Origin of the sequence: Paenarthrobacter sp. TE4293, assembly GCF_050435325.1 — a bacterium.
In the GTDB taxonomy this organism is placed as follows: Bacteria; Actinomycetota; Actinomycetes; order Actinomycetales; family Micrococcaceae; genus Arthrobacter; species Arthrobacter nitroguajacolicus_C.
Map to the genome: position 1 here is coordinate 85,185 of NZ_JBNJRY010000008.1, position 16,535 is coordinate 101,719.

General features: G+C 62.9%; 18 protein-coding genes. 11 read left to right on the top strand and 7 right to left on the bottom strand.

Features of this window, described 5'->3' with window-relative positions; translation table 11 throughout:
- Nucleotides 1–83: 83 nt before the first annotated feature.
- Nucleotides 84–305 carry a hypothetical protein gene (locus QF015_RS16585; protein ID WP_310207493.1) on the bottom strand — a complete coding sequence of 74 codons (222 nt, stop codon included), beginning with the start codon at nt 303–305 and terminating at the stop codon, nt 84–86.
- A 124-nt stretch (nt 306–429) separates the two neighbouring features.
- Nucleotides 430–1,383: a LysR substrate-binding domain-containing protein gene (locus QF015_RS16590; RefSeq protein WP_309992785.1), complete on the bottom strand. Its 954-nt coding sequence runs from the start codon at nt 1,381–1,383 to the stop codon at nt 430–432.
- Between the two features lie 333 nt (nt 1,384–1,716).
- Between QF015_RS16590 and QF015_RS16595 the strand changes: the two genes are divergently transcribed.
- The 6 genes from QF015_RS16595 to QF015_RS16620 all read left to right on the top strand — a co-directional run bounded on the left by QF015_RS16595 (nt 1,717) and on the right by QF015_RS16620 (nt 6,924).
- Nucleotides 1,717–2,505: a LamB/YcsF family protein gene (locus tag QF015_RS16595; protein ID WP_310207490.1), complete on the top strand. Its 789-nt coding sequence runs from the start codon at nt 1,717–1,719 to the stop codon at nt 2,503–2,505.
- Between the two features lies 1 nt (nt 2,506).
- Nucleotides 2,507–3,259, top strand: a complete 753-nt coding sequence (locus tag QF015_RS16600) for a 5-oxoprolinase subunit B family protein (RefSeq protein WP_429390204.1) — start codon at nt 2,507–2,509, stop codon at nt 3,257–3,259.
- Complete coding sequence (locus QF015_RS16605; RefSeq protein WP_429390205.1) at nt 3,256–4,269, top strand: biotin-dependent carboxyltransferase family protein; 1,014 nt, start codon at nt 3,256–3,258, stop codon at nt 4,267–4,269. The genes QF015_RS16600 and QF015_RS16605 overlap by 4 nt, the downstream gene beginning before the upstream one ends.
- Nucleotides 4,270–4,324: 55 nt before the next feature.
- Complete coding sequence (locus QF015_RS16610) at nt 4,325–5,665, top strand: MFS transporter (RefSeq protein WP_231340885.1); 1,341 nt, start codon at nt 4,325–4,327, stop codon at nt 5,663–5,665.
- Nucleotides 5,666–5,761: 96 nt separating this feature from the next.
- Nucleotides 5,762–6,511 carry an SDR family oxidoreductase gene (locus tag QF015_RS16615; protein WP_429390206.1) on the top strand — a complete coding sequence of 250 codons (750 nt, stop codon included), beginning with the start codon at nt 5,762–5,764 and terminating at the stop codon, nt 6,509–6,511.
- A 179-nt stretch (nt 6,512–6,690) separates the two neighbouring features.
- Nucleotides 6,691–6,924, top strand: coding sequence for a hypothetical protein (locus QF015_RS16620; protein ID WP_207595360.1), 234 nt, complete (start codon nt 6,691–6,693; stop codon nt 6,922–6,924).
- Between the two features lie 171 nt (nt 6,925–7,095).
- On the opposite strand, the gene QF015_RS16625 is transcribed toward QF015_RS16620, so the two are convergent.
- The 4 genes from QF015_RS16625 to purB form a co-directional block, all read right to left on the bottom strand.
- Complete coding sequence (locus tag QF015_RS16625) at nt 7,096–7,539, bottom strand: acyl-CoA thioesterase (protein WP_429390286.1); 444 nt, start codon at nt 7,537–7,539, stop codon at nt 7,096–7,098.
- Nucleotides 7,540–7,668: 129 nt separating this feature from the next.
- On the bottom strand, nt 7,669–8,172 hold the full coding sequence (locus QF015_RS16630; protein WP_429390207.1) for a GNAT family N-acetyltransferase: 504 nt from the start codon (nt 8,170–8,172) through the stop codon (nt 7,669–7,671).
- A gap of 183 nt (nt 8,173–8,355) precedes the next feature.
- Nucleotides 8,356–9,018 (bottom strand): histidine phosphatase family protein, encoded by a 663-nt coding sequence (locus QF015_RS16635; RefSeq protein WP_310207475.1) that lies wholly within the window; start codon nt 9,016–9,018, stop codon nt 8,356–8,358.
- A gap of 276 nt (nt 9,019–9,294) precedes the next feature.
- Nucleotides 9,295–10,701, bottom strand: a complete 1,407-nt coding sequence (gene purB, locus QF015_RS16640; RefSeq protein ID WP_310207474.1) for an adenylosuccinate lyase — start codon at nt 10,699–10,701, stop codon at nt 9,295–9,297.
- A 167-nt stretch (nt 10,702–10,868) separates the two neighbouring features.
- Between purB and QF015_RS16645 the strand changes: the two genes are divergently transcribed.
- Complete coding sequence (locus QF015_RS16645; protein ID WP_429390208.1) at nt 10,869–11,180, top strand: hypothetical protein; 312 nt, start codon at nt 10,869–10,871, stop codon at nt 11,178–11,180.
- The gene (locus QF015_RS16650) at nt 11,180–12,529 is read left to right on the top strand and encodes a hypothetical protein (protein ID WP_429390209.1); all 1,350 of its coding nucleotides are present in this window, start codon (nt 11,180–11,182) and stop codon (nt 12,527–12,529) included. Before QF015_RS16645 ends, QF015_RS16650 begins: the two co-directional genes overlap by 1 nt.
- Nucleotides 12,530–12,571: 42 nt before the next feature.
- On the opposite strand, the gene QF015_RS16655 is transcribed toward QF015_RS16650, so the two are convergent.
- The gene (locus tag QF015_RS16655) at nt 12,572–13,000 is read right to left on the bottom strand and encodes a phage holin family protein (protein WP_310207471.1); all 429 of its coding nucleotides are present in this window, start codon (nt 12,998–13,000) and stop codon (nt 12,572–12,574) included.
- Between the two features lie 72 nt (nt 13,001–13,072).
- Here QF015_RS16655 and QF015_RS16660 point away from each other — a divergent pair, with 72 nt between their 5' ends.
- The 3 genes from QF015_RS16660 to QF015_RS16670 all read left to right on the top strand — a co-directional run bounded on the left by QF015_RS16660 (nt 13,073) and on the right by QF015_RS16670 (nt 16,515).
- Complete coding sequence (locus QF015_RS16660; protein WP_429390210.1) at nt 13,073–14,191, top strand: histidinol-phosphate transaminase; 1,119 nt, start codon at nt 13,073–13,075, stop codon at nt 14,189–14,191.
- Nucleotides 14,192–14,341: 150 nt separating this feature from the next.
- Nucleotides 14,342–15,535: a pyruvate dehydrogenase (acetyl-transferring) E1 component subunit alpha gene (gene pdhA / locus QF015_RS16665; protein ID WP_310207469.1), complete on the top strand. Its 1,194-nt coding sequence runs from the start codon at nt 14,342–14,344 to the stop codon at nt 15,533–15,535.
- Nucleotides 15,535–16,515, top strand: coding sequence for an alpha-ketoacid dehydrogenase subunit beta (locus QF015_RS16670; protein WP_429390211.1), 981 nt, complete (start codon nt 15,535–15,537; stop codon nt 16,513–16,515). The genes pdhA and QF015_RS16670 overlap by 1 nt, the downstream gene beginning before the upstream one ends.
- The last annotated feature ends 20 nt before the right edge of the window (nt 16,516–16,535 follow it).

A 16,535-nucleotide genomic window follows, 5' to 3' on the forward strand; every position in this document is an offset into this window, starting at 1 on the left:
GAACACAAGAGAGGCGCCTTGCCGGTGGCAGGGCGCCTCAACGTGGTGCAGCTTCGGTTAAGGTACGACGGCGGGTGGCCGGGTTAGTCGAGGCCGGCGTGACCGGGCCGGGTGTCCACCAAGTGCCATTCAATGCTGTTGCCCGCGTGCGCCGGCATCAGGCTTCCTTCAAAGACGAACAGCGGTTCGCCGATCCCGCCAAGGGGGCGCCAAAAGCCGTTCCGTGGGCAATGGAAACCGGTTCGTGCGCTGAGGGTTCCGCGGGTTGGATTCGACACCCATCCGGCTGTACTGATCTTTTTCACCGTTGTTTCCTTTGAACATGCCCGCGGAATCCGTGAGCGGTTTTCGAATGTCTTTCTCATTCGATACTAGGAAATTAAAACGGTCCTGAATAAGACCAAAGCTGTTTGTACGGATAAGCGATTTTTATGGATGGGCCGGCAGTTGCACGGGGTCGGTCCCGTACTTGTTGATCAGTTGTTGATGCAGCATTTCCTTGACCACCAGCAGCACGGCCGAGGCGGCTTCGGACAAGGGTTCGTGATCCGGAGTGCACAGGGCGATCTTGCTCTGCAGGCCGGGTTCCACGATCCGCAGCACCTTGAAGTCCTGGTCCGGGAAGAGGGCATCCGCTGCCGATTTGGGCAACACCGTGCCGCCGAGGTTCGCCCGGATGAGCCTGGTCAGCGAAGGGACGGATTCCACTTCGCCCACCAGTCTCAAAGGCAGGTCCTGGTCCGCCAGGCCCTTCTCGATGAGCTGGCGCAACGTGTGGTTCTTCTCGGGAAGGAACAGCCCTACGGTGCTCGCTTCGGCAAGCGTGATGGTGTTCTTGCCGTCTTTGCCGGGGGCGAGGTCCACGTCCGGGTGCACTACCAAGTGGAGGTCTTCAACGATCATGGTGGTGAATTGAACGCCCCGGATCTTTCCAGGCTCGTAAATCAACGCCATGTCGAGGCGGCCGTTCTTGATGGCTTCGCTCAGGACTCCGCCAAAAATTTCGGTTAGATGGACCACGATATCCGGGTAGCGGCGGCCGACTTCGCTGATGATCTGGGGAGTCAGGCTGGAGGCCATGCTGTACGGCGCGATGGCAATGGACACCCGGCCGGAGGGTGCGGCGCCGGAGGAAGCGACGTCCTGGCGGGCTTGCTCCACCAGCCGCAGGATCGACTGTGCATGGCGGTAGAGAGTGTGCCCGGCTGCCGTGGGTTCCACCCCTTGCTTGCTGCGGATCAGGAGTCGTTGCTTGAGATCGTTCTCCAGAGCCGAGACTTGCTGGCTGAGGGCCGGCTGGGCCACATGGAGGGCAGCAGCGGCCTTCGTGATGCTCCCGGAGTCAACGATCTGAACGAAGTATGAGAGCTTCCGCGTGTCCATGGATGTACCTTCCTGGAGAGCCGTGCCCCGTGGGTGGGAAGTCCCCTGGGTGGCAGGTCCCGATGTTCAAATATAGACGCATCGCCCAGCGGGGTTCCGCTGGGACCCATGCCACAGGGCCGGGTGGTGTACGTCATAACGGAGACCTATCACGGGATAGCTATTAGGTCTTTGTGCAGGGGTCCGGACGGGTGCGAGACTTTTGGAACGAACTTCAGGCAACGCCCCGGATTCACTCCGACGACTGCCATTTACCGGGAATTCTTTTATGACCCATTATGCGGCCTTGGAAATTCCCGCATTACCTGCAGAACCACACGGAAAGAGAACCACGTGAACTCGATAATTGATCTTGTAGCGGATCTTGGAGAGGGATTTGGCGCCTACACCATTGGCGACGATTCCGCGCTCCTGGAGATCGTTTCAAGCGCCAATATCGCGTGCGGGTTCCATGCCGGTGATCCGGACATCATGGCGGCCACCGTGGCTGAGTGCGTTCGCCGCGGAGTCGGCATCGGGGCGCATCCAAGCTTCCCTGACCTGCGAGGGTTCGGACGGCGGGACATGGGCCTCACTGCCGACGAGGTCCGGAACGATGTTCTGTATCAGCTCGGCGCGTTGAACGGCTTCGCCGCTTTCCACGGCACCAGGGTCACGCACCTGGCTCCGCACGGCCGGCTTGGCAACCTCGTCGCAGTCCGCGCCGACTATGCCAAGGCTGTTGCCGAGACTGCAGCCCGGGTGGACGACCAGCTCATTGTGGTCGCCCAGGAAGGCGAACTGGCTCATGCTTCCCGGGCGGCAGGACTCGACGTTGCCATCGTGGGCATCGTGGACCGCGCTTACCAGGAGGACGGCACCCTGGTTCCCCGCAGCCAACCGGGCGCCGTGCTTCATGACGCAGACGGGATCGTGGAGCGGACCCTGCGCATGGTGGTTGAGGGCAAGGTCCGCTGCGCCAACGGTGCGGACCTGGACATCGCCGTGGACACCCTCCTCCTGCACGGGGACAACCCTGGCGCCGTGGAACTGGCCAGTAGGATCCGTTCGGAACTCATTACCGCCGGTGTACACATCGCACCCCTGGCTGAGGTCATGGACGCAAAGAAGAAGGCGGCCTGACATGTCCATGCTCCCAGCGGCTCCCACCGAAATCTACGAATCCGGCGACTCCGCACTGCGGGTCGTGGCTATCTCCGGGACCAGTGAACATAACTGGCTCACCGTCCATGGGCTGGCCAACTGGCTCGAAAACTGCGGTGCCGAAGGACTTCACGGCGCGGTTCCCACCTACGATTCGGTGTTGGTGGAATTCGATCCCCTCCTCGTTTCTGCCCGCCAGGTCCGGGCCTTCGTGAAGCTGGGACTGTTGGAGCTCGCCCACGCCGGCGAGTCCGTAAAAGCACCCCGCGAGTTCGATGTCCCCGTCGTGTATGGCGGCGGGTACGGCCCCGACTTGGAGCGCGTCGCTGAGCACCAGGGGATCCCCGTGGAGGAGGTCATCCGCCTCCACAGCGAAAAGACCTACACCGTCCGTTGCCTCGGCGCACCCGCCGGGTCCCCGATGATGGACGGGCCCGCATTCCCCAAGCCCGTGCCGCGGCTCAAGGATCCCCGGCTCAGCGTCCCGGCTGGAGCCGTCTCCGTAGCCGGCCGGCAGGCAGTCATCGCTCCGGCAGTGGCCCCGGGTGGTTGGTGCGTCATCGGACAGACTCCCTTGTCGGTGCTGAACATCCGCCGCGAACCTCTGGTGCCTTACAAGCCGGGGGACATCCTGCGGTTCCGCCAGATCCGCACAGAGGAGTTCAGCGAATACGCCGGCTTGGAGCTGGAGCCTCGTGAGCCGGCACCGCGTGAGCCGGGGGCGCAGCCATGACCGGCGAAATCCTCATCCAGCAGCCCGGCAACTCGGTGGTTACTGACCTCGGCAGGACCCGCGGCCCCCGCTTCGGCCTTCCGGTCAACGGGGCCCTGGACCAGTACTCGGCCCGTGCCGCCAACATCCTGGCAGGGAACCTGGACAACCATCCCCTGGTGGAGATCACGGCCCTGGACTTCCGGATGAAGGCCACCACCGACGTCCTGATCGCCGTCACCGGGGCTCCGCTCACCCTCACGGTTGGTGGCCGCCCGTCCAGCCAGTGGGAACCCGTCTCGGTCCGTGCAGGTGAAACAGTGTCCATCCGCGGAATCCACCGCGGCCTCCGCGCGTACCTGGCGATCCACGGCTCCATCGAGGCAGAAACACTGCTGGGCAGTGTAGCTCCGGACACCGTGGTGGGCTTCGGGCTGCAACTCAAGGAAGGCACCCGCCTCCTGACCCGCAGGAGCGTTGGCCCTGTTCGTCAGCCGTACTTTGATCTCCCGCTCTTCCGGCTGGGCCTTGACCGGCCCCGCATGGACTCAGACTTGTTGGTCGATGTGACCGACGGGCCGGACGTCGCCGAGTTTGGCGAATCCGGTGAACTGCTCTTCACCTCGGAGTACGCCGTGAGCGGCCGCAGCAACCACATCGGCCTGCGGCTCGGCGGAGAACTTCCGGAAAGAACCTCAAATGGCGAGGTCCTGTCCCGCGGAGTGCCGGTGGGCGCCGTCGAGGTTCCCTCAAGGGAAGAGTTGCTGGTACTGCACCGGGGGCGCGGCGTCACCGCCGGGTACCCCGTCCTTGCGGTGGTCACCAGCACCGGACTGGATGTCCTGGCCCAAGCGCGGCCAGGGGACAAGGTCCGTTTTCGGAAAACCACAGTGGCAGAAGCAACTGCCGCCCATCGACGCTCGCGGACCCAGCTTGAGACCCTCCGCGAATCCGTCAACACCGTCTTCGGACTCCTCGGCATCGGATGCCGTCCCCAGTGGCAGGACCTACCAGTTGCGGCATGCAGCTAAAACCCTGTCGTCATACCAGTAGGCGTTGCTACGCTCATCCCAGTAAGGAAAAGTCATGACCGCAAGCACCAACGCTGCGCCAGTGCAGCATGAGCGGCTCACCAGCCGCCAAACCCGCAAGGTTGTCACCGCAGGTTGTGTTGGCATCTTCGTGGAACTGTACGACAACGGCATTTTCGCCTTCATGGCGGGAACGTTGGCGCTCGTCTTCCTGGCGCCGGGCAATCCGGACAACGCCCTCCTCTTCGTGTTCGCAGGCTATGCGGTCTCCTTCTTCGTCCGCCCGCTCGGCGCAGTGGTGTGTGGCTACCTTGGTGACCGGATCGGCAGGCAAAAGCTACTGGTCTTCGTCATTCTCCTGATCAGTGTTGCCACCGCAGGTATTGGCCTGCTCCCCCCTTACGCGGCCATCGGCGTCGCGGCGCCGATCCTGTTGGTCCTCCTGCGTCTCCTGCAGGGCTTCTCGGTCGGTGGCGAAGCTGCCGGCGCCATGACCTTCCTCGCTGAACACGCCCCCGAAGGCAAGCGCGGCATCATCACCTCCTATGCACAGATCGCCTCCTTCGCAGCTCTGCTCACCGGTACCTTGGTCGCCTTCTCCATGTCGCCGTGGCTCACCCAGGCAGCGATCGACGGCGGCGGGTTTGGTTCGTTCGCTTGGCGCATCCCGTTCCTGGTCGCCATCCCCATGGGGATCATCGGCTGGTACATCCGCAAGGCCATCAGCGATACCCCCAACTTTGAGAAGCTCAAGGAAGAGGGCGGCCTCTCCAAGAACCCGCTCAAGGAAGCCTTCCAGTCCAAGGAGCACCGCCGTGCCATGCTCCTGGCCCTCTTCATCCCCCTGATGAACGGCTCCGGCTACTACGTTCTGTTCTCCTACATGCCCACGTTCCTCAAGGGCAAGCAGTTGAACTTCACCATCGGCGAAGCCCTCCTGGTCACCGCTTGCAGCCTCGTGGTCATCTGCATCGCCATCCCGTTCATGGGAGCTTTGTCGGACCGCGTTGGCCGCAAGAAGGTCATCGCCGGATCCGCCATCGCCATGGCAGTCCTCGGCATCCCGTCCTACGCACTCATCGCCACCGGTGAAATGGGCCTGGCCATCCTTGGTGCCTGCATCATGGCCATCGTCTTCGCCGGCCACACCGCAGTCATCCATATCCTGATCGTGGAACTGTTCCCCACCCGCGTCCGCTACTCCGCGTACGGCCTTGGCTACAACATCTCCTCGGCCCTCTTCGGCGGCACGGCCCCGCTGCTCATGACCTGGCTGATCGGCAGCACCGGCAACATCTACATGCCCGCGTTCTACGCAGTCATCACGGCCCTCGGCACGCTGATCGCCGTCAGCACCGTCAAGGACCGAGCCCACGAACCGTTGCGCGACGCGTAGCCACCACTGTCCTTCGCCCTCCATCAACCAGGGCAGTGCGCCGGACCTCCAGGGCCGGCGCACTGGCCCCACCGATTTCCACCTTTGGAGAACCACATGTCCTTTTCTGACTACACCACCGCACTCGTCACCGGAGCTTCGACCGGTATGGGGGCAGCCATCGCCGAACGCCTCGCCAAGCGCGGCCTGACCGTGCACGCCGTGGCCCGCAACGAGGAACGCCTCGCCGAATTGGCCGACCGCACCGGAACCATTCCGCACGTAGTGGACCTGACCGACACAGCCGCGCTGGCCGCCGTCGTGAGTGACCTCAAGGTGGACGTCCTGGTGAACTGTGCCGGTGTCTCCCGGCCCGGCAACATTCTGGACTCGTCCGAAGCGGACATTGACGAACTGGTGGACGTGAACCTTCGCGGCCTTCTGCAGCTCACCCGCCTGGTGCTGCCCGGCATGGTGGAGCGCGACCTGGGGCATGTCATCAACATCAGCTCGATCGCTGGCGTGTACAACTTCTACGGCCACACGGTCTATCACGCCACCAAAGCCGCAGTGCACCAGATTTCCCGCCAGCTCCGCAATGACACCGTGGGAAAGCGCATCCGCGTCACCGAGATTTGCCCGGGCCGCGTGGAGACTGAGATCTTCGGCCGCAACATGGGCGGCACGCCCGAGGCCATGGAAGAAGCCTGGCAGACCTACTACGAAGGCTACGAGTCGCTGACCACGGACGACATCGTCAATGCCCTGGACTACGCCATCGAAACGCCGCGCCACGTCAACGTGGGCATGCTCGAACTCATGCCGACGTTCCAGGTACCCGGCGGCCTGACGTTCGACCGGCGCTGACGTTCGACCGGCGCTGACGTTCGACCGGCGCTGACGTTCGACCGGCGCTGACCCTTCCGGTCAGCACCCCACAGGTTCCGGTGACATCACTCCCGTCACCGGAAATACAAGCTGGCGGCCGCGTTCCCGCGGCCGCCAGCACCCGTTTAACCGCTGTTTACGATCGAAAGCCACCGCAGATGAGAAGGGCACTGTGCCTCGCCGACCGGAAAGACTGGGACGCCGAGGACTTCGACAACCTTGATGAGTACCGGCAGGAACCGCGGCGGCAGCAATTGGTCTGTTTGGCCTGCGGAGGCAAGGCCATGTTCCGCTCAGCCGGTGTTGGCCGCAAAGCAACTTTCAGCGCGCGGCACTCCGCCGACTGCTGCCTGAATTCCAGGTCCTGGACCGTCTTCCGGTACCTGCAGTAGGTTGCTCCCGACCACACGCCATCCTGCGCCGTGACCTTGATCCACCGGACGTTGACCAACACCGCACCTAGACCCGCACGTTCACGTTCCCCTCATGCCGGAGTCAGCAACCGCGACGGAACGCTGTGCCGCCCTCCCCGCCTCCGCATAAAGAGCACGACGCCGGGTGGTTCAGTCCTCGTCGAGCGTTTCCGTCAGGTGATGCGTGGGGATGCGGTCCCGGTCGTAGGTGATCTCCGTGTAGCCGTGCGGCTGCGGCCTTCCGTCGGCGCCCAGGTTCACGAAGACGATTTCCTCGATGGTCAGGATGGCCTGGCGGGTGATCATGTTCCGCACTTCGGCGCGCATGGTCAGGGAGGTGCGGCCGAAGCGCTTGGCTGTCAGCCCCATCTCGATCAGGTCGCCTTGCACAGCCGAGCTCACAAAGTTGATCTCGGAGATGTACTTGGTGACGGCCCGGCCATTGCCAAGCTGGAGGATGGCGTAGATCGCGGCCTCTTCGTCGATCCACTTCAGCAGGCTGCCACCAAAGAGTGTGCCGTTGGCGTTCAGGTCCTCGGGCCGCACCCATTTGCGGGTGCGAAAGGTGATGTCTGCTTTTCCATAATCCGAGATTATCGAACTGTGACGCCCTCCGCTTGATGTTGCGACGCAGGACCGCCGCCCGGCAACTCCACCGCAGTGTTAGCCACTGAAGTGTCAAGAATCGCAGGGTGCGACACCGCCGCGTTGGCGACCTCCGCGTTAGGCCATTGCCGTGTGCGAGGCACTGTGGGAGTCGATCCGCTTGGAGTAGCAATACGATTCGTTCACTCCGACGTACGGGCCAAAATTCGGAACCGGAGCAAACCCGGCACTTTCATAGAAGCTCCGTCCATCCGACTGGGCCGAACCTGCCTCCGCCGCAATCACAATGAAGCCGTGGGAATGCGCCTGGGCTTCGAGGGCCGCCAGGATGGAGCTGGCGACTCCGGAGCCGCGGGCGTAGGGAACCACGTACAACCTTTTGATCTCCGCTGTTTTCTCGTCGAGCATCCTCAGGCCGCCACAGCCCAGCGGTTGTCCCGAGCATTTCTCGTAGGCCACAACAAACACGGCGGTGTCGGCTTCCGACGGAGGCGGGCCAGGCTCGTGATCCGTGCTCCCGAACCGTGTATCCAGTTCGGCCTGTTGCGCGGCCCGGAGGTCTGCGCCCACGGGGTTGGCCCATGTGACCTGCCGGATGTTGAGCCGTGGGTTGGTCTGCATCTTGCCTCTTTTCGCCGGGTTTCGGGGAGGTGTCTATGCGTCTTAAGCCTAGGCAGCTGTGGTTACCGCGGTGTTTCCTGCGCGTAAGCGTCGGGAGAATTGCCGGGCTTTCCCGCGTTGCGGGGCCCGGTCTGCACCTTTCGGAGTGGTTTTAGGGTGAAGAGCAGGCCTCGCAGTGTCAGATCAGGGTTGGAGAGCTTCGCCCGTGGGGTCCTCCGCGGTCCGATCGGCCAGGGCCATGCCGCCCACGGGAACCTGGTCCCAGTGCAGCACCTTCCAGCCGTTCTCCGGGTCGCCTTGGAGAGCCACGATTCCTGTGTTTGGCAGCTGATGAGTTTCAGCGAATACCGTGTCGATGTCCGTTGCCCTGCTTCCTGCCCAGCAGCGGATCGCGGCACCGTGGCTGACAATTGCGGCCGTTTGATGTCCTGCCGCCGCTACCTGCTCTATCGAAGCATCGAACCGGGCGAAGAAGTCGTGCCCGGTAAAGGCACCCGGCATCCGGACGTCCAAGTCGCCGTCCGTCCAAGCAAAAACTGTGCTCATGTAGCGGAGATGGGACTCGTGGTCAGTCTTCTTCTCCAGTGCCCCAGCCTCAATTTCATGAACGCCGTCCAGGATTGTCGGCTCCAGTCCCGTGGCCTTGGCCAACGGGGCGACGGTCCGCTGGGTGCGCAGCAGCGTTGAGGTGTAAAGGGCTTCGATCGTTTCGTCGGCCAAGGCTTCAGGCAGGGCAGCGGCCTGGCGCTCCCCGAGTTCGGTCAGGCCGGGTCCTGGAAACGCGGTGTCCAGCTGGCCCGCAACGTTTCCGGGCGTTTGTCCGTGTCTGATTAACAGGAGCTTCATGGGTGCTCCGCTCCTTACGTTCTCGCTGATCCGGTTCACTGGGGCGCCTCGTTCATCCGTGGGCATGGTGCACTGACGGCATCACGCTCCGCCCCGGATAGTTCCAGCCAATCAGCCACCTGCGCGGGCGAAGAACCCGACACGCCGTATCCCGAGGCACCACGTCCCGTGGGTCCGGCGCTCCATGGGCACGGAACGCGTCTGCCCTCACCAGCTTAAACGTCGACGGCGGGCCGAGGCACCCAGCCCCGGCCCGCCGTCGTCGAACGCTCTGTCCTACTGCAGGTGATCCACCAGCTTGTCGGCGATGCCCGTGTATTTGCCAGGGGTCAAAGCGAGCAGGCGAGCTTCGGCGTCTGCGGAGAGGCCAAGGCCCTGCACGAATTCCTGCATGCGGGCACCGTCCACGCGCTGTCCGCGTGTGAGGTCCTTGAGCCGTTCGTACGGGTTTTCCATGCCTTCGACGCCTGCGATGGCCTCGGCGCGCATGACCATCTGGATGGCCTCACCCAGGACTTCCCAGTTGGTGTCGAGGTCGCCCGCGAGAACTTCCTCGGCAACGTCGAGGGCCTTGAGGCCCTTGGCGACGTTGGAGATAGCCAGCAATGAGTGGCCAAAGGCAACACCGATGTTGCGCTGCGACGAAGAATCCGTCAGGTCGCGCTGCCAGCGGGAGGTCACCAGCGTGGCAGCCAGGGTGTCCAGGAGACCGTTGGAGATTTCCAGGTTGGCTTCCGCGTTCTCGAAGCGGATCGGGTTGACCTTGTGCGGCATCGTGGAGGAACCAGTGGCGCCGGCGACCGGGATCTGGCGGAAGTAGCCGATGGAGATGTAGCTCCAAATGTCCGTGCAAACGTTGTGCAGGATGCGGTTGAAGCGCGCAATGTCTGCGTACAGCTCGGCCTGCCAGTCGTGGCTTTCGATCTGCGTGGTCAGCGGGTTCCAGGTGAGGCCAAGGCCTTCGACGAACGTCTTGGCGACGGCTTCCCAGTCGGCGCTCGGCACGGATGCGACGTGCGCGGCGTAGGTGCCCGTGGCGCCGTTGATCTTGCCCAAGTATTCGGTCTTGGCGATGCGGGCCAACTGGCGGTTCAGGCGGTGCGCGATAACGGCCAGTTCCTTGCCGAGCGTGGTGGGCGTGGCGGGCTGGCCGTGTGTGCGTGAGAGCATGGGCACGGCACGGTTCTCTTCCGCCATGGCCTCGATCTGCTTGACGAGGGCTGCGGCGTTGGGCAGCCAGACATTTTCGACCGCACCCTTGATGCCGACGGCGTAGGAGAGGTTGTTGATGTCCTCGGACGTGCAGCCAAAGTGCACCATGGCCGTCAGGTTCTCGATGCCAATAGCCGGCAGGCGGCGTGCGATGTAGTACTCCACAGCCTTGACGTCATGGACTGTGACGGCTTCGATTTCCGCGAGTTCGTTCACCGAGGCGGCGTCGAAATCAGTGACGATGGCGCGAAGTTGCGCGATTTGATCGTCGGACAGCGGGCCCGCTCCGGGCAGTACGGACTGGCTGGTCAGGTGGATGAGCCATTCAACCTCGACGTGAACGCGATCGCGGTTAAGTGCAGCCTCGGACAAGTAGTCCACGAGGGGCGCGACGGCGGCACGGTAACGACCGTCAAGGGCGCCAAGGGCGAGGGGTTCGGAAGCGAGGGACACGCGAGGGGATTCAGCCATGGTGCCTATTCTTTCATGCTCCGCCACGGTGCCCGAGTCGGTGACGGGGGCTATGTGGATGGCTCCCTGCGTTATCCACATACGCGACGCCGGCGCTTCCGTTGGGTTCGGCCGCTCCGTAGCGTCGAGCCTACCGATCAGCAGAACAATCAATGGAGTACACGGACATGAGCGTCGGCTTGATGCCTGCAGCCAACCCGCCCACTTTCGACCCCTTGGAGTGTGCTTCCCGAAGCCATGAAGTCCAACGCCTCGCTTGGCGCATCAAGACATGCGTGGACCATGCGGATGCCGTTCTTACTTCCTTGCGGAGAGCCCAAATGGACGATTGGCAGTCTCCCGCGGGACGTGCTTACAGAGTAACCATCGCCTTGCACGCTTCAGCACTGATGCGCGCCCGTGAGTCCATGGACGCTGCCGCCGCCTTGGTGCTGCGTCATTCACAGAACGTGTCCGTCTCGGGAGAGAGGGGGCCATAATGGCTGACTCAGCTCCTGTGGGAGCGGACGAAGCACCACGGCCCGTACCTCCGGCGCCGGACGGCATTCTCACCATACGTGGCGGGGTTGGAGGGATGTCGTACCAACTGGAAGAGCTGCTGAGGGGCGCTGCCCGGCTCGATGACGTGGTCCAACAACTCCTCGGTATCGAAGAAGAGGCGCGTCGGGTTCAGGACGACCTGGAGCCGTTCCTCTACGACTCCTATGACACCGGGTGCAATGCCATCGACGCCGTTGCTGACAGCAGGAAGGAGGTGACGCGGGTGCGCCAGGACCTGGTGGAGGTCAGTGCCAGTGTGCGGGCCAGCCACCGGGACTACGTGGAGGCGGAAGCAAAAAACGCTCAACCCCGCGTCCTGAGACTGGATGAAATGAGATTGTCCAGTCCGCTCATTCCCCCCAGCCGGGAGATCACCCATAACCTCGTCACCATGATCACTCCGCTCTGGTCGGGCTCACGCGGCGTCATTCGTGGCCTTCTGGAGTCACCACTCGTTCCGGACTTGAGGCCGAGGCCAGTAAGTGCCGAGCGACTGGAGGAGTCGACCGAGTACGTGGATCCATCCATGGCCGAAAGCCTCAGGCGCCTTGAGAGGCTTCATGCCCGGAACGACGGCGAGATTGAGGTTATCCGCTTCGACAACAACGGGTCGGCCTCGTGGATGGTCCTCATTCCGGGAACCCAGCCCAACTCACCCAGTACCAACCCCCTCGACATTCCCGGAGTCGGCGAAGCACTGGGCTATGACTCCGACCAAGTGGTCCCGGCGATTGGCCAGGCCCTCCGCGAGGCCGGCGCGGAAGCAGGGGACCAAGTGGTGGCGGTGGGGCATAGCCAGGGAGGCGTCCATGCCATGAACCTTGCCCAGAACCAGGCGTTTCTCAGCGAATTCGATCTTAGATACGTGCTGACTGCAGGGGCTCCTGTAGGCGGCATCACCCCTGAGCCGGGCATCAGTTCACTCCATTTGGAACATGCCCAGGACTGGGTCCCCGGAGCGGACGGTCGCATGAACGCCGATACGAAGGACAGGGTGACGGTATCGCTGACCAACGAGGTCAGGACGCCGGAGGGGGAAGACCTCGGCCTTGGCCCTGGACACAACCAGGAGAACTACGCGGCGGGTGCCGAGCTGGTCGCCTTAAGCCGGGACGAGTCGCTGGCTGCTTCTACTGCAGTCTTCACGGGCGTGGTGGGCGCCGGCGGGATGGCGAGCGTGACGCGGTTCAGGCTGGAAAGGGCTCCTGTGTCGGCTCCGGCGCTGGCAGTGAAACCCGACTCGCCTCCGACTGTCAAGGAAACGAAGCAGGAGGCCGGGACCCGGTAGAGGGGCCGGGCCCCCTCTATGCGGGAGTGGGCTTCCGGGCGGCTACCGTTTGCGTGTGCCCGGAATCAGGCCCGCCACCATCGAGATGATGCTGATGATGATCGAGGCCAGGATGGCCGTCCAGAAGAACGAGTCGAGAGTGAGGTGTACTGGGGTGAAGGAGCTCAGCCAGGCAGTGAGGTACAGCATCGCGGCGTTGATCACGATGGTGAAAAGGCCAAGCGTCAAGATCGTCACCGGAAGGGACAGCAGCTTGACCAAGGGGCGGACGAAGGCGTTCACTACCCCGAAGATCAGGCCAATGAACAGGTACGCCAGGATGATGCCTGCAGTGTCCGCGCCTTGGGTGAGTCCTGCGTTGGTGGCAGCCTTCTCAGTGGCGGTGGTGGTGATATCCATGCCTTGCAGCAGCCAGGTCGCCACCCAAAGGGCAAGCCCGTTAATGAGGACGCGAATGATGAATGAACCCATGGGCCCATGCTTTCATACGGACCTGTTAATCGGCTCAGCATTAGCCATAAGCAGGCAAGTAGGCTTGAAGCCATGACTACTACTGACAACGCACCGGAGGGCGTACTCCCTCGACCGGTCGTGGACAGGCTCCCGAAGTACGCGGCAGGCAAACCCCCGGCTGCCATCGAGGGCCTCGCCAGCTACAAATTGTCGTCCAATGAGAACCCGCTGCCACCGATTCCTGCAGTGTTGCAGGCAATCGCTGACCAGTCCGATATCAACCGCTATCCTGATCCGCTTGCCACCAAACTGCGTAACGCGTTGGCTGGTTTCCTGGATGTCCCCGCTGATGACGTCGTCACGGGCGCGGGAAGCCTGGGCGCTCTGAACCAGATTCTCGCGACATTCGCTGGGCAGAATGATGATGGCAAGCAGGATGAGGTCATCTACGCCTGGCGTTCATTCGAGGCCTACCCCATTTGTGTCGGTCTTGCTGGTGCCGCCAGCGTCCAGATCCCCCTGCTGGCCGATGGACGCCACGATCTTGAGACCATGGCCGCTGCCGTCACGGTTCGCACCAAGGTGATCCTGCTGTGCACTCCGAACAACCCCACTGGGCCGATCCTCACCGCGGAGGAAACTGAGCGCTTCATCCAGTCCGTACCAACCAATGTGGTGGTGGTCATCGATGAGGCCTACCAGGAATTCGTTCGGGATGCGGATGCTGTGGATGGCATCAAGCTTTACCGTAACTACCCCAATGTTGTGGTGTTGAGGACGTTCTCCAAAGCCCACGGCTTGGCCGGGCTGAGGGTCGGATACAGCGTCTCGGGTCCCTCGCTCACCCAGCACCTCCGTGTCACGGCCACCCCTTTTGCCGTGTCCCAAATTGCGGAACGCGCGGCCGTTACCTCCATCGAGAATTTCGATCAGGTTGTGGAAAGGGTACAAAGCCTGGTGGTCGAGCGGGACCGTGTCACGGCGGGCCTCCGGGACCTTGGATGGTTCGTTCCTGAGGCCCAGGGCAACTTCGTTTGGTTGAATCTCGGCGAGCACAGTGGCGAGTTTGCGGCGCTGGCGGCGGAGCAGGCATTGTCGGTCCGGGCTTTCGCCAACGAGGGGGTCCGGGTCAGCATCGGCGAGACCGAAGCCAACACCAGGTTCTTGGAACTCTGTGCAGGTTATACAAAGGCGCCGCTGGGTTCCTAGCGGTTAACAAATGCGCCAACCCAACTTACTGCCGATAAAGTAAGGGACGAAAGCCAATAATATGCCCGTTCCGGAATACATTCCGGAACGGGCATATATCCCAGCGACAGACATTGCCCGGCGCCCCGCCGCGGCAAGCAAGGAGACGGAATGGGCTCGACACAACTGCCCCCCGGGACGGAAGAAACTCTCGCGGCAACCTCCGCGGCAGCAGCCGCGCCAGGCGAACCGGTGGAAATGGTTCAGTTGCTAGGCCCTGACGGAAAACTGGGTTCCGATCCTGTCTTCTCGGATTACGCCAAGCGGATCGACCCCGAGAAGCTCCGTGTTTTCTACACGGACATGGCCAGGATCCGTCGTTTCGACCAAGAGGCTACAGCCCTGCAGCGCCAGGGTGAACTGGCCCTGTGGGTGCCGTTGACGGGCCAGGAGGCCGCGCAGATCGGTTCCGGCCACGCAAGCCAGCCGCAGGACTACATCTTCCCCACGTACCGTGAACACGGTGTCGCGTTGGTACGGAACGTAGACCTTGCCGAACTCCTCAAGCAGTTCAGGGGCGTGTCCAACGGCGGCTGGGATCCCCGCGAAAACAACTTCCACCTGTACACGTTGGTCCTCGCAGCCCAGACACTCCACGCAGTGGGTTATGCCATGGGTATCCAGCGGGACCAGAAACTCGCGGCCGCGGCGAACTCCAACGATCCCAAGGCTGCCGTCATTGCCTACTTCGGCGACGGCGCCAGCTCCGAGGGCGACGTCCACGAATCCATGGTCTTCGCTGCGTCGTACGACGCGCCGGTGGTGTTCTTCTGCCAGAACAACCATTGGGCCATCTCCGTGCCCACCGAAGTCCAGACCAAGGTTCCGCTGGCAAACCGTGCCAAAGGCTACGGGTTCCCCGGAATCCGTGTGGATGGCAATGACGTCATCGCCGTCCACGCCGTCACCGAATGGGCCCTGGAACATGCCCGTGAGGGCCGCGGCCCGGTCTTGATCGAGGCCTACACCTACCGCGTGGGAGCACACACCACCGCCGATGACCCCACCAAGTACCGGGAATCAGCCGAGGAAGCCGCTTGGCGCGAAAAGGATCCACTGGATCGCCTGGAGAAGTACCTGCGCACCGAGGGACTTGCGGACGAGGCGTTCTTTGACCAGGTCAAGGCCGACGGCGATGAGCTGGCCAAGTATGTCCGCAGCACCACGCACGGCCTTGAGGTTCCGGACATCCGGGACGCATTCGCCAGTGTCTATGCCGAACAACACCCGCTGATTGCGGAGGAACTCGCCTGGTTCGAGGAATACTCGGCCGGCTTCGAAAGCGATGAGGAGACAGCTCACTGATGGCAACCATGACCATTGCGAAGGCCATCAATGAAGGTCTCCGTGCATCGCTGACGAGCAACCCCAAATCCCTCCTGATGGGTGAGGACATCGGACACCTTGGCGGCGTCTACCGCGTTACCGATGGCCTCATCAAGGAATTCGGGGACGAGCGCGTCCTGGACACACCCTTGGCCGAGTCCGGCATTGTTGGTACGGCCATCGGCCTGGCCTTGCGTGGGTACTCGCCGGTGTGCGAAATCCAGTTTGACGGTTTTGTCTATCCGGCCTTCAACCAGATCACCACGCAGCTGGCCAAAATCCATGCCCGCAGCCTGGGCAAGCTGACCGTTCCCGTCGTCATTCGCATCCCGTATGGCGGCGGCATCGGCTCCATCGAACACCACTCCGAGTCACCGGAAGCGCTGTTCGCCCACACCGCCGGTTTGCGCATCATTTCGCCGTCCAATGCCCACGACGCCTACTGGATGATCCAAAAAGCCATTGAGTGCCAGGACCCGGTCATCTTCTTCGAACCCAAGCGCCGCTACTGGCTCAAGGGCGAAGTGGACGTCGAGAATGCCGGCCCCTCCGAAGATCCCTTCAAGGCGCACGTTGTCCGTGAAGGTACAGATGCCACGATCGTGGCCTACGGACCGCTGGTGCCGGTGGCATTGGCCGCCGCCAACGCAGCGACGGAGGACGGACGAAGCATCGAGGTCATCGACCTTCGGTCCATCTCACCGCTGGACTTCGACACCGTGGAAGCCTCGGTCAAGAAGACTGGCCGGCTGATTGTCGCCCATGAGGCCCCGACGTTCGGGGGCATCGGCGGCGAGATCGCGGCACGCATCAGCGAGAGGGCTTTCCTGCACCTGGAGGCCCCTGTGATCCGCGTGGGCGGATTCCACATGCCTTATCCCGTTGCCAAGGTGGAAGAGGACTACTTGCCGGATATCGACAAGATCCTCGAAGCGCTCGACCGCTCCCTGGCCTACTAAACCGCCCTGATCCTGCCCGG

Coding starts and splice junctions, on each gene's coding strand:
- QF015_RS16590 (WP_309992785.1), bottom strand. CDS start 1,383: ATGGACACGCGGAAGCTCTCATACTTCGTTCAGATCGTTGACTCCGGG.
- QF015_RS16600 (WP_429390204.1), top strand. CDS start 2,507: ATGTCCATGCTCCCAGCGGCTCCCACCGAAATCTACGAATCCGGCGAC.
- QF015_RS16605 (WP_429390205.1), top strand. CDS start 3,256: ATGACCGGCGAAATCCTCATCCAGCAGCCCGGCAACTCGGTGGTTACT.
- QF015_RS16610 (WP_231340885.1), top strand. CDS start 4,325: ATGACCGCAAGCACCAACGCTGCGCCAGTGCAGCATGAGCGGCTCACC.
- QF015_RS16615 (WP_429390206.1), top strand. CDS start 5,762: ATGTCCTTTTCTGACTACACCACCGCACTCGTCACCGGAGCTTCGACC.
- QF015_RS16620 (WP_207595360.1), top strand. CDS start 6,691: ATGAGAAGGGCACTGTGCCTCGCCGACCGGAAAGACTGGGACGCCGAG.
- QF015_RS16630 (WP_429390207.1), bottom strand. CDS start 8,172: ATGCAGACCAACCCACGGCTCAACATCCGGCAGGTCACATGGGCCAAC.
- QF015_RS16635 (WP_310207475.1), bottom strand. CDS start 9,018: ATGAAGCTCCTGTTAATCAGACACGGACAAACGCCCGGAAACGTTGCG.
- purB (WP_310207474.1), bottom strand. CDS start 10,701: ATGGCTGAATCCCCTCGCGTGTCCCTCGCTTCCGAACCCCTCGCCCTT.
- QF015_RS16645 (WP_429390208.1), top strand. CDS start 10,869: ATGAGCGTCGGCTTGATGCCTGCAGCCAACCCGCCCACTTTCGACCCC.
- QF015_RS16650 (WP_429390209.1), top strand. CDS start 11,180: ATGGCTGACTCAGCTCCTGTGGGAGCGGACGAAGCACCACGGCCCGTA.
- QF015_RS16655 (WP_310207471.1), bottom strand. CDS start 13,000: ATGGGTTCATTCATCATTCGCGTCCTCATTAACGGGCTTGCCCTTTGG.
- QF015_RS16660 (WP_429390210.1), top strand. CDS start 13,073: ATGACTACTACTGACAACGCACCGGAGGGCGTACTCCCTCGACCGGTC.
- pdhA (WP_310207469.1), top strand. CDS start 14,342: ATGGGCTCGACACAACTGCCCCCCGGGACGGAAGAAACTCTCGCGGCA.
- QF015_RS16670 (WP_429390211.1), top strand. CDS start 15,535: ATGGCAACCATGACCATTGCGAAGGCCATCAATGAAGGTCTCCGTGCA.